Annotated in this window: 13 protein-coding genes; 4 read left to right on the top strand and 9 right to left on the bottom strand. The window is 72.2% G+C overall.

Features of this window, described 5'->3' with window-relative positions; genetic code table 11:
- Window positions 1-27: 27 nt before the first annotated feature.
- Window positions 28-795, bottom strand: a complete 768-nt coding sequence (locus CNX65_RS06105; RefSeq protein ID WP_096491884.1) for an enoyl-CoA hydratase-related protein — start codon at window positions 793-795, stop codon at window positions 28-30.
- Window positions 796-1,032: 237 nt separating this feature from the next.
- Here CNX65_RS06105 and CNX65_RS06100 point away from each other — a divergent pair, with 237 nt between their 5' ends.
- Window positions 1,033-2,505: an amino acid permease gene (locus tag CNX65_RS06100; RefSeq protein WP_096491883.1), complete on the top strand. Its 1,473-nt coding sequence runs from the start codon at window positions 1,033-1,035 to the stop codon at window positions 2,503-2,505.
- Here the strand turns inward: CNX65_RS06100 and CNX65_RS06095 are convergent.
- From CNX65_RS06095 to CNX65_RS06085, 3 genes are all read right to left on the bottom strand, one after another.
- Window positions 2,497-4,140 (bottom strand): DUF885 domain-containing protein, encoded by a 1,644-nt coding sequence (locus CNX65_RS06095; RefSeq protein WP_177154532.1) that lies wholly within the window; start codon window positions 4,138-4,140, stop codon window positions 2,497-2,499. The genes CNX65_RS06100 and CNX65_RS06095 overlap by 9 nt on opposite strands.
- 27 nt (window positions 4,141-4,167) lie before the next feature.
- Window positions 4,168-5,208, bottom strand: coding sequence for a nitronate monooxygenase (locus tag CNX65_RS06090; protein WP_096497639.1), 1,041 nt, complete (start codon window positions 5,206-5,208; stop codon window positions 4,168-4,170).
- Between the two features lie 85 nt (window positions 5,209-5,293).
- Window positions 5,294-6,829 carry a chitinase gene (locus CNX65_RS06085; RefSeq protein ID WP_096491882.1) on the bottom strand — a complete coding sequence of 512 codons (1,536 nt, stop codon included), beginning with the start codon at window positions 6,827-6,829 and terminating at the stop codon, window positions 5,294-5,296.
- A 122-nt stretch (window positions 6,830-6,951) separates the two neighbouring features.
- Between CNX65_RS06085 and CNX65_RS06080 the strand changes: the two genes are divergently transcribed.
- Window positions 6,952-7,383, top strand: a complete 432-nt coding sequence (locus CNX65_RS06080) for an HD domain-containing protein (RefSeq protein WP_096497638.1) — start codon at window positions 6,952-6,954, stop codon at window positions 7,381-7,383.
- A gap of 111 nt (window positions 7,384-7,494) precedes the next feature.
- Window positions 7,495-7,713: a hypothetical protein gene (locus CNX65_RS06075; RefSeq protein ID WP_015800060.1), complete on the top strand. Its 219-nt coding sequence runs from the start codon at window positions 7,495-7,497 to the stop codon at window positions 7,711-7,713.
- A 146-nt stretch (window positions 7,714-7,859) separates the two neighbouring features.
- Here the strand turns inward: CNX65_RS06075 and CNX65_RS06070 are convergent, their stop codons facing one another.
- Entirely contained in the window at window positions 7,860-8,303 is a 444-nt protein-coding gene (locus CNX65_RS06070; protein ID WP_096491881.1) for a type II toxin-antitoxin system PemK/MazF family toxin, read from the bottom strand.
- 107 nt (window positions 8,304-8,410) lie between these two features.
- Between CNX65_RS06070 and lepA the strand changes: the two genes are divergently transcribed.
- Window positions 8,411-10,252: a translation elongation factor 4 gene (gene lepA / locus CNX65_RS06065; RefSeq protein ID WP_096491880.1), complete on the top strand. Its 1,842-nt coding sequence runs from the start codon at window positions 8,411-8,413 to the stop codon at window positions 10,250-10,252.
- A 65-nt stretch (window positions 10,253-10,317) separates the two neighbouring features.
- On the opposite strand, the gene CNX65_RS06060 is transcribed toward lepA, so the two are convergent.
- The 4 genes from CNX65_RS06060 to CNX65_RS06045 form a co-directional block, all read right to left on the bottom strand.
- Entirely contained in the window at window positions 10,318-11,406 is a 1,089-nt protein-coding gene (locus tag CNX65_RS06060; protein WP_232519718.1) for a hypothetical protein, read from the bottom strand.
- An 87-nt stretch (window positions 11,407-11,493) separates the two neighbouring features.
- Complete coding sequence (locus CNX65_RS06055; RefSeq protein WP_096491879.1) at window positions 11,494-12,336, bottom strand: transglutaminase family protein; 843 nt, start codon at window positions 12,334-12,336, stop codon at window positions 11,494-11,496.
- The gene (locus tag CNX65_RS06050; protein ID WP_096491878.1) at window positions 12,337-13,281 is read right to left on the bottom strand and encodes an alpha-E domain-containing protein; all 945 of its coding nucleotides are present in this window, start codon (window positions 13,279-13,281) and stop codon (window positions 12,337-12,339) included. It abuts the gene before it with no gap.
- Complete coding sequence (locus CNX65_RS06045; RefSeq protein WP_232519717.1) at window positions 13,281-14,930, bottom strand: circularly permuted type 2 ATP-grasp protein; 1,650 nt, start codon at window positions 14,928-14,930, stop codon at window positions 13,281-13,283. The genes CNX65_RS06050 and CNX65_RS06045 overlap by 1 nt, the downstream gene beginning before the upstream one ends.
- Window positions 14,931-15,042: the final 112 nt, after the last annotated feature.

Here is a 15,042-nt window from a genome sequence, read left to right as displayed (position 1 = left end):
GGGCCCGGTCGCCGGGGGCGGCCGGGCCTACTCCGGCACCCAGTCCGGCTTGCGCTTCTCCAGCCGGGCCGCGATGCCCTCCTGCCCCTCCGGGCCGCCGAAGTGCGCGGCGGAGAGCCGCAGCATGTCCGCGAACGCCGCGTCCACGTCGGTCCCGCGCTGGAGCATCGCCTTGGTGGCGGCGAGGGCGCCGGGCGCGCCGAGGACGAGCATGTCGGTGAACCGCGCGACCTCGGCGTCCAGCCCGCCTTCGGCGACGACCGAGTTGACCAGCCCGATCCGGGCGGCCCGCCCGGCGTCGAACACCTCGCCGGTGAGGAACAGCTCGTGCGCCGCGCGGCTGGACAGCCGGGGCAGCACGGTGACGGAGATGATCGCGGGCACGACGCCGATGCGCACCTCGCTGAACGCGAACGTGGCCGAGTCGACGGCGACCGCGACGTCGCAGGCGGCGACCAGCCCGACCCCGCCCGCGCGCGCCGGTCCGGCGAGCCGCGCGACGACCGGCTTGGGGCTGGCCCAGAGGGTCTTGAGGATCTCGGGGAACTCGTTCACGCCCTGGTCGGCGGACGCGGCGCCCTGCGCCTCCTTGAGGTCCATGCCCGAGCAGAACACCGGCCCGGTGTGGGTGAGGACGACGACCCGCACGGCGTCGTCGGCCAGCGCGGTCACCAGGTGCGCGAGCAGCTCGCGGCGCAGCCGGGCGGAGAGGGCGTTGCGGTTGCGCGGCGAGTCGAGCACGACCGTCGCGACCCCGCGCCGAACCTCGTAGCGGACCAGCTGCTCTGCTGCCATGCGGGCACTCTGCCACGGCGCGGGCGGCCACTGCCAGCGGTCGGCGGGCGCCGCCCGCGCGACCCCGCACCCCCCTGATCCGCCCACCTCGCCACAAACCCCCCACCGCTCCCTGCGGCTCCCCGAACCGGGCCGGGACCGGGCGGGCCCGCGTTGCCCCAGCGTGTCCTCACCGCCGCGAGATCCGCGTAGCTTCGGCCGCCACTGCACGGTCGATCAACACGAGGGAGCGGGCGGATGTCTGCGCACAGCGGGTTCGGACAGGGGCGGGGCGTCTTCCGGCGCAAGCCCGTCCTGGAGGGCGACAGCCCGCACCAGGGCGGCGGGCTCACCAGGACGCTCGGTCTCTGGCAGCTCACCGCCATCGGCGTCGGCGGCATCATCGGCGCCGGGATCTTCTCGCTCGCGGGCGCGGTCGCCAACAAGACCGCGGGACCCGCCGTGCTCATCTCGTTCCTCGTCGCGGGCATCGCCAGCGCCGCCGCCGCGTTCTCCTACGCCGAGTTCGCCGGCCTCATCCCGCAGGCCGGCTCGGCCTACACCTACGGCTACGCCGTGCTCGGGGAGATCGTCGGCTGGTTCATCGGCTGGGACCTGCTGCTGGAGTACACCGCGATCGTGGCGGTGGTCGCGATCGGCATCTCCGGCTACTTCAACGAGCTCCTGAGCCTCCTCGGGCTGCACCTGCCGGAGTGGATGCTCGGCGCGCCCGGCACCGAGTCCGGCGACGCCGCCCCCGGCAGCTACAAGGTGAACCTGTTCGCCGCCCTGCTGTGCCTGCTGATCGCGTTCGTGCTCAACCAGGGCATGAAGAACGCCGCCCGCTTCGAGACCACCCTCGTCTACCTCAAGGTCGCGGTGGTCCTGCTGGTCGTGGTGGTGGGCGCGTTCCACATCGACACCGCCAACTACAACCCGTTCTTCCCGTTCGGGATCTCCGGCGCGCTGACCGGCGCGGCCACGGTGTTCTTCGCCGTCTTCGGCTACGACGCGATGAGCACGGCCGCCGAGGAGTCCACCGACTCGCGCAAGCACATGCCCAAGGCGATCCTGTACTCCCTGGCCATCTCGATGGTGCTGTACGCGCTGGCCTGCCTGGTGCTGACCGGCATGGTCCCGTACTCGCAGGTGGACACCGAGAGCGCCTTCGCCACCGCCTTCGCCGACGTCGGCCTGCCCGCGCTGGGCATCGTCATCTCCGTCGGCGCGGTCCTGGGCATCACCACGGTGCTGTTCACGTTCCTCATGGGCGCGGCCCGCGTCGGCTACTCGATGAGCCGCGACGGGCTGCTCCCCCGCTGGTTCGCCAAGACCCACCCGACCAAGCACGTCCCCACCCGCACCACCTGGGTGCTGGGCGCGGCGTCCGCCGTGATCGCCGGGTTCCTGCCGATCGCCGAGGCCGCCGAGCTGACCAACATCGGCATCCTGCTGGCGTTCGTGGTGGTGTGCGTCGCGGTGATCGTGCTGCGCTACCGCAGGCCGGACCTGCCGCGCACGTTCCGCACGCCGGGGATGCCGGTGGTGCCGGTGGTCGGCGTGGTGTTCTCGCTGTGGCTGATCACCTTCCTGGCCCCGGAGACGTGGCTGCGGTTCGCGGTGTGGTTCGCCATCGGCCTGGTCGTCTACTACGCCTACGGCAAGCGGCACTCGGTGCTCGCCGACCAGGGCGGCCGGAGCGCCGACCGGAACGAGCCGGGCTCAGGCTGACCCGCACCACCGGTCGACCACGTCGGCCAGCACGCCCAGCGGCAGCGGGCCGCCGCGCAGCACCAGGTCGTGGAACGCCCTGATGTCGAACGCGGCCCCGAGCCGGTCGCTCGCCACCCCGCGCAGGCGCTGGATCTCCAGCCGCCCCACCATGTACGACAGCGCCTGCGCGGGCGCCTCGATGTACCGGTCCACCTCGGCCTGGACGTCCGCCTCCGGCGCGGCCGTGCTCGCCCGCAGGTACTCGACGGCCCGCTCCCGCGTCCACCCGAGCGCGTGCATCCCGGTGTCGACCACGAGCCTGGCGGCGCGCAGCGAGTCCGCGCTGAGCATCCCCAACCGGGCCAGGTCGCCGCTGTAGAGCCCCATCTCGTCGGCCAGCCGCTCCGCGTACAGCCCCCACCCCTCCAGGTAGGCCTCGAACGCGGCGAACCGGCGCAGCGGCGGCAGGTCGGTCAGCTCCTGGGCCAGGGAGATCTGGAAGTGGTGCCCCGGCACCCCCTCGTGGAACGCGACCGCCTCGGCGCTGACCCGGTTCCGCTCGGCCGCCCGGTGGGTGTTGACGAAGTACGTGCCCGGCCTGCTGCCGTCCACGGCCGGGTCGACGTAGTAGGCCAGCGGCGCGTTGGGGGCCTCGTCGTCGGGCACGGTGGCGACCGCGCAGCGCTTGGCGGGCACGGACCCGAACCAGTCCCCCGCCGCCAGCTCGGCGCGCGCGAGGACCCGCCGGGCCAGCTCGACCATCTGCGCGCCGTCGGTCCAGCGCAGCTCCGGGTCGGCGAGCAGCCTGGCCCTGACCCCGGCGGCCCGCTCGCGCGCGTCGGCCCCCGGCAGCGGCCCGAAGACGCGCGCGCCGATCTCCTCGTACTCGCGGTCCAGCTCGGCCACCAGCCCGAGGCCGACCTCGTGCAGCTCGCGGGCGGTGCGCTCGGTGGTGGTGTAGGCGGCGACGAGCCCGGCGTAGTGCCGCTCGCCGTCGGCCAGCCAGCACAGGCCGGGCTCGTCGGCGCTCCGGCCGCGCGGGGCCACGCGCTCGCGCAGCACGTCCCGGTACCGGGCGAGGGCGGGGTCGACCAGCTCGGTGATCAGGCGCTCGCGCTCGGCGGCGGGCCCGGCGGACAGCGGCGGGACGCGCAGCGGGCCGGAGGGGTCGGCGAGGTGGCGGTCGAGCCGGGTGACGGCGGCGTCGACGAGGTGGGCGAGCGGGCGGCGGTCGGAGTCGAGCTGGCGGGTGGCCAGCGCCTCCAGGTAGCCGGGGACGGCGCGCAGGCGGGCCAGGTAGTCCAGCTCGCCCTGGCCCGACGCGGGTCTGACCATGGACAGCGAGGTGAGCAGCAGCGGCACGGGGGCGTTGAAGCCCTCGGCGTGGGTGTGCTCGACCAGGCGCGCCCCGAGCTTGGCGACCGTGCCCGCGGCCTGCTGGGCGACGACGGCCCTGGTGATCGGGTCGTCGTCGCCCTCGGCGGCGCGGGTGGCCAGCTCGGCCGCCCGGCGCGCGGCCCCGGCCTCGGCCTCGGCGCTCGGGTCGGGCAGCCGGTCGTCCCACCCCGGCACCCCGATGAGGGTCGCCATCAGCGGGTCCGAGGTCAGGACCAGGGTGAACAGGTCGTCGGCTAACTCGCGCGCGGTCGTCACGGGCACATTGTCACCGCGCGGGCGTCGCTAGAGCGGGCGAATCCGCGCGTTGGCCCGCGCGAGCGCCTCGACGGCCTGCGCGTTCAGGTCGGCGACCAGCTGGGCGGCCGGGACCGAACGGGCCAGGGGGTACGCCTGCCCGGCCCACATCGACATCAGCTCGGGGTCGCCGGACGCGCGGATCGGCTTGGTCAGGTGGTGCACCCTCGGGTAGGCGGCCGGGGCGTGCGGGGTGTGCTCGGTGAGGAACCGGTTGACCAGCCCGCGCGCGGGCCTGCCGCTGAACGCCCTGGTCAGCGCGGTGCGGCGGGTGCCTTCGGCGAGGGCCTTCCGGTGCGCGGGCGCGGTGCCCGCCTCGGGGCAGGCCAGGAACGCGGTGCCCAGCTGCGCGGCGACCGCCCCGGCGGCGAGGACGGCGGCCACGTCCGCGCCGTGCGCGATGCCGCCCGCCGCGATCAGCGGGAGCGAGACGCGCGCGCCGACCAGGCGCAACGCCGTGAGCAGGCCGATCAGCTCGCCGCCGCCGGGGCTGCGGCCGTCGTCGGCGAAGGTGCCCCGGTGGCCGCCCGCGTCGATCCCCTGCACGCACAGCGCGTCGACGCCGACCCGCGCGGCCTGCTCGGCCTCGGCGGGGGTGGTGACGGTGGCGACGGTGGTGGTCCCCGCCGCGCGCAGCCGGTCGACGTCGGAGGCGGACGGCAGGCCGAACGTGAACGAGACCACCGGGACGCGCAGCGCCAGGAGCAGCTCCAGCTTGGCCGGGTAGGAGTCGTCGTCCCAGCGCGGCTCGCCCGGCTCCAGGCCGGACTCCTCGACCAGCAGCCGCCGGTAGGCCCGCGCCTCCTCGACGCCGCCGTCCGGGCCGGGCACGAACAGGTTGACGCCGAACGGCGCGGGGGACAGCGCGGTGGTGCGGGCGATGCGGTCGGCCAGCGCGTCGGGCGTCAGGTAGCCCGCCGGGAGGAAGCCGAGCCCGCCCGCGCCGCCCACCGCGGCGACGAGCTCGGGGGTGGACGGGCCGCCCGCCATCGGGGCGGCGATCACCGGGACCGGGAGCGATTCCAGCAGCATGGTCGGAGGCTAGTCCGGTTCGGCGCGCTCGCCCGCGGGGAGGGGCGGGGTCCACCGCCCCTCCCCGCGGGGTGGCCCCCCGTTACGGCAGGGTCTTGAGGTGCGGGGCCACGGTGTTCGAGAACTGCCAGTTCGCGGTGGCGTCCCAGTTGATCGACCACGTCATGGCGCCCCGGATGCCGGGCCAGGTCTTCGCGGGCTTGAAGCTCCCGCAGCTCGTGCCCCTGGCCAGGCAGTCCAGCGCGGCGTTGACGTTGGCGGGCGACTGGTAGCCGCCGCCCGCGGCCGAGCCGGAGGACGGCAGGCCGAGGCCGACCTGGTCGGGCCGCAGCCCGTTCTCCAGCTGCACGCAGGCCAGCGACACCAGGAAGTCCACGGTGCCCTGGGAGTAGACCTTCTGGTCGCAGCCGAGCATCGCGCCGGAGTTGTAGAACTGCATGTTGACGACGGTGAGGATGTCCTTCACCGCGAGCGCCAGCTTGAAGTACTCGGTCCCGGTGGACTGCATGTCGATGGTCTGCGGGGCCATCGTGATGATCTTGCCGCCCGCCGCGTGGATCGCGCGCAGCGCCGGGGCCATGTGGGTGGCGTTGACGCCGTTCTCCAGGTCGACGTCCACGCCGTCGAACCCGTAGGAGGCCACCAGGTCCTTGACGCTGCTCGCGAAGTTCGCCGACGCGGTCGAGTCGCCGACGGAGATGGTGCCGCGCTCGCCGCCGACCGAGATGATGACCTTCTGGCCGCGCGACTGGAGGGTCTTCACGTCCGCCTTGAACTGGGCGTCGGTGTAGCCGCCGAGCTTGCCCGCGAGGCCGGGGTCGAGCGTGAACGAGACGGCGCCGGGCCTGGTCGGGACGGCGTCCGCGAACGAGACCGCCACGACGTCGTAGGCGCGCGGCACGTCGGCGAGCCTGAGCGCCTTCGAGCCGTTGTCGAAGTTGTGCCAGTACCCGGTGAGCAGGTGCTTGGGCAGCGCCGGGTCGGGCTGGCCGGGGTTGTTGGACGTCGTGGTGGTCGGCGGCGTCGTGGTGGTGGGCTTGGTGGTGGTCGTGGTCGGCTTCGTGGTGGTGGTCGGCTTGGTCGTGGTGACCGGCGGGGTCGTGGTGGTGGGCTGGGTGCCGCCGGGGCCGTCCAGGACGACGTCGTCGGCGTAGTAGGTCGGCTGGCCGTACCAGCCGTGCAGGTAGACCGTCGCGGTCGTGGCGCTCGGGCCGGTGGTGAAGCCGAGCTTGAGCTCGGAGAACCCGGTGGAGCCGGGCGTCCAGGTGTTCTTGTCGTCGCCGCCGGTGCCGCTCACGCCCAGGTAGACGTAGCTGCCCTGGACCCACGCCGACAGGGAGTAGGCGGTGTTCGGGCGCACCTGGACGGTCTGGGAGCAGCGGGCGTTGTCCGAGCCCTCGGGGGTCGCGGACAGCGCGTGCGAGCCGCTGCGCTTGGGCGAGGTCACGGCGGAGGACTTGCCGGAGCAGGTCCAGCCGCTGGTGGAGCCGGTGTCGAACCCGGCGTTGGAGACGAGGTTCGCGGCGGACGCGCTCCCCTGGGCGAGCAGGATCGCCCCGGTGATCGTCAGCGCCGCCGCGGTCAGGGCGCCCAGCGCCCTCGCGGTCTTTCCAGCCACAGGCCACCTCAGCAGGGGTTGGTGGGGTCAGCGGGCGCCCGGCCGGTCGACCGGGCACCGCCAAAGTGGACTAGACCAATGTGGGATGTCAAGGATCGTGACGACGTGTGACCATCACGGGCATGGCTTTCACGGTGCAGAACGCGGTGGAGATCGCTCGGAACGCCCACGAGGGGCAGGTGGACAAGTCGGGTCAGCCGTACCTCGGCCACCCGCTGCGGGTGATGGGCCGGGTGGAGGGCGACCACGCGCGGATGGCGGCGGCGCTGCACGACGTGCTGGAGGACACGCCCGTCACCGCCGAGGACCTGCTGGCCGCCGGGTGCCCGCCCGAGGTGGTGGCCACCGTCGTGGCGCTGACCCACCTGCCGGACGAGTCGCAGGAGGCGTACCTGGCGCGGGTGGTCGCCGACCCGGTGGCCGTCGTCGTCAAGCGCGCGGACATCGCCGACAACACCTCGCCGGAGCGGACGGCGAGGCTCGACGAGGCCACCAGGGAGCGCCTGGCCGCCAAGTACGCACGCGCGGTACACCTGCTGGACACGCTCCGTTGACGGGGGTCCCGGCAGTGCGTCGCAACTCACGCGTAGATCACTCGATCTATGCCCTGAAGTGCGGCATCATAGTAGGTGAACCGATACAGAAAGACCGACCCGAAAGGTGTCATGAACGCCATCAAGACCGTCCGGACCTACTTCGCCACCCGGCGGGAGCTGCGCAAGCGGGAGAGGGCGCTGGCCACCGAGCTGGCCGCCTACGACACCCCGAGCGCCCGCCTCGACCTGGAAGCCGTCCTCGCCCGCAACTCCTCGAACGAGGCCCGCGAGCTCGAGGCGATGCTCCGCCTGCAGGCGCTGCACGGCCTGGTCCGCCACTACCGCTGACCGGTCAGATAAGAACGAGGGCTCAGGACACAGTGGTCCTGAGCCCTTCCGTCTTTTCCGGGGACTCGTCGGGGGACTTCCTGGGGGTTTCCGGGGACTTTCCGGGGACTTTCCGCAGGTCGAACGCGTGACAGGTCGAGCGGGCGTCAGCGCCAGCCGTGCCGCTCCCGCACCGCGTCCACGACCAGCGAGAACCGCTCGGGCTCCAGGATCGAGCCCTCCCGGCGGATGTCGTCCTCGGCCAGCTCGAACACCCGGTCCAGCCGCAGGTAGGACTGCCGCCCGTCGCGGTCCCAGCGGCCCGACCCCAGCTCCACGTGGTCGTCGAACTCGGCCGGGTGGTCCGGCGCCCTGCTGGTCAGCATCATCGCCAGCAGCCCGCCGCGCGCGTTGCGGCCCACCACCAGCAGCGGCCGGTCCTTGCCCCGGCTCGCGTCCTCCTCGTAGGGCACCCAGGCCCACACGATCTCCCCCGGATCGGCGAGGCCGTCCAGCTCCGGGGAGTACTCCAGCCTCGCCGCTCGATCGGGTCGGTAGACCTCGCGGACCGCGCCCCGCTCGGGCTTCGGGTCCTCTCCGTTCGCGTACATCCACGGGAGCCTAAGCGCCCGCCCCCGCACGCACCCGGTCCACCCAGGCCGGGGCGTGCGAGAATGGGGTGATTCCCCCTGTCCTTTTCCTTGTGCGAGGAACCTGAGTGAGCACGTTCGCCGACCAGACGTTCACGCCTCCGGAGCTCATCCGGAACTTCTGCATCATCGCGCACATCGACCACGGCAAGTCCACCCTGGCCGACCGGATGCTGCAGCTCACCGGCGTGGTCGAGGAGCGGGCGATGCGCGCGCAGTACCTCGACCGCATGGACATCGAGCGCGAGCGCGGCATCACGATCAAGGCGCAGAACGTGCGCCTGCCGTGGGCCGTGAACGGGACCGACCACGTCCTGCACATGATCGACACGCCGGGTCACGTCGACTTCACCTACGAGGTGTCCCGCGCGCTGGAGGCGTGCGAGGGCGCGGTCCTGCTCGTGGACGCCGCGCAGGGCATCGAGGCCCAGACGCTGGCCAACCTGTACCTGGCGATGGAGAACGACCTCACCATCATCCCGGTGCTGAACAAGATCGACCTGCCCGCGGCGGACCCGGACAAGTACGCCAAGGAGATCGCCCACATCGTCGGGTGCGAGCCGGACGAGGTGCTGCGCGTCTCGGCCAAGACGGGCCTGGGCGTCGGCGACCTGCTGGACGAGGTCGTGCGCAAGGTGCCCGCCCCCGTCGGCGACGCCGAGGCCCCCGCCAGGGCGATGATCTTCGACTCGGTGTACGACACGTACCGGGGCGTGGTGACCTACATCCGGGTCGTCGACGGCAAGATCACCCCGCGCGAGCGGATCAAGATGATGTCCACCGGCGCCACGCACGAGCTGCTGGAGGTCGGGATCATCTCGCCCGAGCCCAAGCCCAGCAGGGGCCTCGGCGTCGGCGAGGTCGGCTACCTGATCACCGGTGTGAAGGACGTGCGCCAGTCCAAGGTCGGCGACACCGTGACCTGGGACAAGAAGGGCGCCACCGAGCCGCTGGCGGGCTACCGCGAGCCGAGGCCGATGGTGTACTCGGGCCTGTACCCGGTGGACGGCTCGGACTACCCGGTGCTGCGCGAGGCGCTGGAGAAGCTCCAGCTCAACGACGCGGCGCTCACCTTCGAGCCGGAGACGTCGGCGGCGCTGGGCTTCGGCTTCCGCTGCGGCTTCCTGGGCCTGCTGCACCTGGAGATCACCCGCGACCGCCTGGAGCGCGAGTTCGACCTCGACCTGATCTCGACCGCGCCGAACGTGGTGTACCGGGTCGTGATGGAGGACGGCGCCGAGCACGTGGTGACGAACCCGTCGGACTGGCCGGACGGCAAGCGCGCCGAGGTGTACGAGCCGGTCACCCGCTGCACGATCATCGCGCCGAGCGACTACATCGGCGCGATCATGGAGCTGTGCCAGGCCAAGCGCGGCCAGCTGGGCGGCATGGACTACCTGTCCGAGGACCGCGTGGAGCTGCGCTACACGCTGCCGCTCGGCGAGATCATCTTCGACTTCTTCGACGCGCTGAAGTCCCGCACGCGCGGGTACGCGTCGCTGGACTACGAGGAGTCGGGCGAGCAGGAGTCCGAGCTGGTCAAGGTCGACATCCTGCTGCAGGGCGAGGCGGTGGACGCGTTCAGCGCGATCGTCCACAAGGACCACGCGTACGGGTACGGCACGCGGATGGCCACGAAGCTGCGCGAGCTGATCCCGAGGCAGCAGTTCGAGGTGCCGATCCAGGCGGCGGTGGGGTCCCGGGTGATCGCGCGCGAGACGATCAGGGCGATCCGCAAGGACGTGCTGGCGAAGTGCTACGGCGGTGACATCACCCGCAAGCGCAAGCTGCTGGAGAAGCAGAAGGAGGGCAAGAAGCGCATGAAGATGGTCGGGCGGGTCGAGGTCCCCCAGGAGGCCTTCGTGGCCGCGCTCTCCACGGACGACGCGAAGGAGAAGGGGAAGAAGTAGGTCCCCGGACTCGAGCGAAGGGCGGCCCCGGTTCGGGGCCGCCCTTCGACGTTCGGGGGGCCGGCCTAGAGGTCGGCGGTCGTCGTGGCGGTCTCCAGCGCGTGGAGCGAGACGTACCGCTGCCGCTGCACGAACGCCGAGCCCCGCCCCGCGCCGTCGTGCGGCAGCGGGGCGCTCAGCTCGCGGTGGTCCGGGTGCCCCGAAGTCGTCAGCAGGAAGACCTGGCAGCGCCCACCCGGCCGGTCCTCGAGCGACTTCTCGATCACGGTGGCGATCTTCCGGTCGTCACGGTCACCGGAGGCGCGCAGCCTGGCGGCTTCCCGCTCGGTCCACTCGACGTCGTCACGGCGGTGGAGCACTGCGGGCACCTCGGCCTTGATCTCCCGGTCGGCGTAGAAAGCCAGCCTCTCGATCGGCCTGAAGAACCGTCCTGCATCGCAGACGTACGCGGCGCACCCCGCGTAGAAGGGCCATGCCTGCTTGGCCGGGACCACGACCGTGTCAGCGAGCACCACGGGCTTCTTCCGGTACACGTCCATCACGCCACCGCACCGGTCCAGCCACCTGCCCGCGTTCACGTCGATGCACGACGCGAGCGCGAGAACATTTCGGATCTCGAACGGGACGTCTACGTTCATCAGCGAATCGTGGTGGGCGATCCGATTCCGAAATTTCCTGACCCTTTCCACCGCGACCGCGACGTCCTTGCGCTTTCCGGACGAGTTCGGGAACGCGCGCCGCAGGCTCTGCCGCCACAGGTCCTCGTACTTGGTGCCCAGCAGGCCCGACCAGAAGCCGAAGTTCACCCCGGCGACGATCTGGTGGCGGGACTCCTGACCAGCCCTCCGAAGCCGCTCGCGAACAGCCGTCACCGCGGTCTCGACGTTCTCCCCACCGGGCGTGGGCAGCAGGAACCAGGGTATTCCCCGCACGTCCTCGCGGTAGTGCTCACGCAGGCAGCGGTCGAGGGCGTTGCGGAGCAGGACCTCGACGTGGCCGACGACCTCGAAAGCGGCGGACGAGATCCGGGCACTCCACTCGTAGAGCTCAAGCGCCTTTCCTTGATCATTTCCGGCGTTCGCGAAGTAAGGAGCCATTCGCGCCTCGGAGAGAAGACCCCACACGACGGACTCGTCGACCTCGACAGAAGACACCGGCGAATGGTATCGTCCCCTTCGAACGCCCCAGTGCCGCCTCTGCTCGCAAGCGCCTGGGGCTCCTTTTATTCCCGAACAATTCCCTCACGCCAACCGCGTGATCTCCACCGTCACCGCCAAACCCGACGACGCCCCGCCCGAGTAGATGCCCTTCAGCGGTGGCACGTCCGCGTAGTCACGGCCGTGCGCCACCCACACGTGCCTGGGGCCCACCGGGATCGCGTTCGTCGGGTCGTGGCCCCACCAGCCGCCGGTCCACGCCTCCACCCACGCGTGGCTCTCGCCGTGCACCGTCTCGCGCACCGCCCCGTCAGGCTTGGTGTGCAGGTAGCCCGACACGTACCGCGCGGGCACGCCCATCGCGCGCAGCAGGACCAGGGTCAGGTGCGCGAAGTCCTGGCACACGCCCTCCCCCGCCCGCAGCGCGTCGATCGCCGAGCTGTGCACCCCGGTCGTCCCCGGCTGGTAGCGCAGCCGCTCGTGGGCCCACGCGCTCGCCGCGAGCACCGCGTCCGCGGGCTGCCGCCCCTTGCGCAGCGAGCGCGCCACCGCCGCCAGCTCCCGGTCGACCGGCGCGTACCGCGTCGGACCCAGGAACTCCGTGTACCGGTCCAGCAGCGAGTCCGCCCGCAGGTCCGCCCACGTCGCGCTCCGGACCGGCTCCTCCTCGCCCCCGGTCTCCACCACCGACGACGCCACGACCTTCAGCTCCACGTGCGGCGCGTGCAGGTCGAACGAGGTCACCTCGGTGCCCCAGTAGTCGGTGTACCGGTAGGCGCGGGTGGCGGGCGTGGTCTCCACCCTGGACACCACCACGTTCTGCCGCCGGTCGGCGCGCGGGGTCATCCGGGCCTCGTTGTAGGACTGGGTCACCGGCAGGTCGTACCGGTACCCGGTGGTGTGGACCACGCGCACGCGCCAGCTCATCTAGTGCACCTCGGCGTTCGTCCAGGCCACCCAGGGCGCGGTGTGGAAGTACTGCAGGGACACCGCTTCGCCGACCTCGCGCACGGTGGTCTGGAGGGCGGCGAGCCTGCGCGGCAGGTCGTCCAGCAGGTCGTGCGGGCGCAGGAACTCCAGGTCGCTGCGGGCCCGCCCGAGCAGCCGCAGCGCCTCGGCGCGCGCCCCGACGCGCACGGTCGGCTGGTGGTCGAGCTGCTCGAGGCACACCTCGGCCTGCCGCAGCGCGTGGAACACCGAGCGCGGGAACAGCCGGTCCAGCAGCAGGAACTGCACGACGCGCCCGGCGTCCAGCGCGCCCCGGTAGGTGCGCAGGTAGGTGTCGTGGGCCCCGGCCGAGCGCAGCACGGTCACCCAGCCCGGCGAGGACGCGCGGTCGCCGACGCGGGACAGCAGCAGCCGCACGATCATGTCCACCCGCTCGACCGACCGCCCCAGCACCAGGAACCGCCAGCCGTCGTCGCGGCTCATCGTGGAGTCGGCGAGCCCGGCGAACATCGCGGCCCGCTCCTCCACGAACGCGAAGAACGCGTGCGGCCCCATGGCCCGCGCGTACGCCTGCCGCTCCTCCACGGCGTTGTACATGGCGTTGAGGCACTCCCACATCTCGGTGGAGACGACCTCGCGCGCGCCCCTGGTGTTCTCGCGGGCGCTGTTGACGGAGGCGACGATGGACCCGGCGTTGTCCTCGGAGTAGGCGACCAGCTCGGTCAGCGACCACACGTCCAGGCTCAGCCCGGCCGGTGGGGCGATGCCGAGGACGGCGAGCAGCCTGCGGCTGGTGCTGTCCGGGTCGATGGTGGCGTCCTCCAACAGCTGGTGCACCGAGACGTCGAGGATGCGGGCGGTGTCGTCGGCGCGCTCCACGTAGCGGCCGATCCAGTACAGCGACTCGGCGTTGCGGGCGAGCATCAGGCCTCCTTCGTGGACTGCTGCTGCTGTTGCTGCTGCTGGGCGGTGGTCAGCTCGGGCCCGCGCTCGGCCGCGGGCGAGTCGCCGCCGCCCTGCCGCACCAGCCCCGGCTCGGCCAGCTCGCGCTCCACGGTGGACGAGCGCGCGGCCAGCACCCAGGTGTCCTTGGAGCCGCCGCCCTGCGAGGAGTTCACGATCAGGCTGCCCTCCGGCAGCGCGACGCGGGTGAGGCCGCCGGGCAGCACGAACACGAAGTTCCCGTCGTTGACCGCGAACGGCCGCAGGTCCACGTGCCGGGGCGCGAGCCGGTCGCCGATCTTGGTGGGCACGGTCGACAGCTGCACCACCGGCTGCGCGATCCAGCCGCGCGGGTTGGCGCGGATGGTGCGGCGCAGCGCGTTCAGCTCCCGCGTGGTGGCCTGCGGGCCGAACACGATGCCGTAACCGCCGGAGCCCTCGACGGGTTTCACGACCAGCTCGTCCAGCGAGTCGAGCACGTGGCCGCGCTCGTCGGGCAGCCAGCAGCGGTAGGTGTCCACGTTGGGCAGCAGCGGCTTCTCACCCAGGTAGTACTCCAGGATCTCCGGCAGGTAGGTGTAGACGAGCTTGTCGTCGGCGACGCCGTTGCCGACCGCGTTGGCGATGACGACGTTGCCCGCGCGGGCGGCGTTGAGCAGCCCGGCGACGCCGAGGACCGAGTCGGGGCGGAAGTGCACCGGGTCCAGGAACGTGTCGTCGATGCGCCGGTAGATCACGTCGACCTGCCGCTCGCCCTCGGTGGTGCGCAGGTAGACGAAGTTGTCGCGGCAGAACAGGTCGCGGCCCTCGACCAGCTCCACGCCCATCTGGCGGGCCAGCAGGGAGTGCTCGAAGTAGGCCGAGTTCGCGATGCCGGGGGTGAGCACGACCACGGTCGGGTCGGCGGCGTTGGGGGCGGCGGCGTTGCGCAGGGCGCGCAGCAGGTGCACGGCGTAGTCGCCGACCGAGCGGACCCGGTGCTGGGCGAACAGGTCGGGGAAGACGCGCGCCATGGTGCGGCGGTTCTCCATCACGTAGGAGACCCCGGACGGGGAGCGCAGGTTGTCCTCCAGCACCCGGAACACGCCCGCCTCGTCGCGGACCAGGTCGACGCCGGAGACGTGCACGCGCACGCCGTTGGGCGGGTTGACCAGGGCGGCCTCGCGGTGGAAGTGCTCGCAGGAGGTGATGAGGCGGCGCGGGATCACGCCGTCGCGGACGATCTGCGCGTCGCCGTAGATGTCGGCGAGGAACATCTCCAGCGCGCGGACCCGCTGCACGATGCCGCGTTCGAGCTTGCTCCACTCCCCCGCCGTGATGACGCGGGGGATGAGGTCGAGCGGGAACGGGCGCTCCTGGCCGGACAGGGAGAACGTGATGCCCTGGTCGACGAAGGCGCGGTCGAGGGCCTCGGCGCGGGCGTTCAGCTCGGGCGCCCGCGAGGGGGCGATCGAGTCGTGGAGCGCGCGGTAGGCGGGGCGGACGGAGGCGTCGGCGCCGAACATCTCGTCGTACGCGCCCGCGTGGGGGCGCCGGGGGTCGAGGTAGCCCTCGAACAGCTCGCCGAGCCTGGCCTCGGCGCGTGGCCCCGTGCGACGCAGCTGCGAGGTGCGGGGTCGGCTCTCGTCCATGGTCCACATCATTGACGTGGGCTTACCCGGTTGACATCACCCCGAAGCAGGTGGCAGCAGGACTGAAACACCGGGGAAACACGAGGTGATGTCAGGTGCTGCGGAAAGCGGT

The sequence above is a fragment of the Actinosynnema pretiosum genome, assembly GCF_002354875.1.
In the GTDB taxonomy this organism is placed as follows: Bacteria; Actinomycetota; Actinomycetes; order Mycobacteriales; family Pseudonocardiaceae; genus Actinosynnema; species Actinosynnema auranticum.
This window is presented reverse-complemented; position numbering and strand designations above follow the sequence as displayed.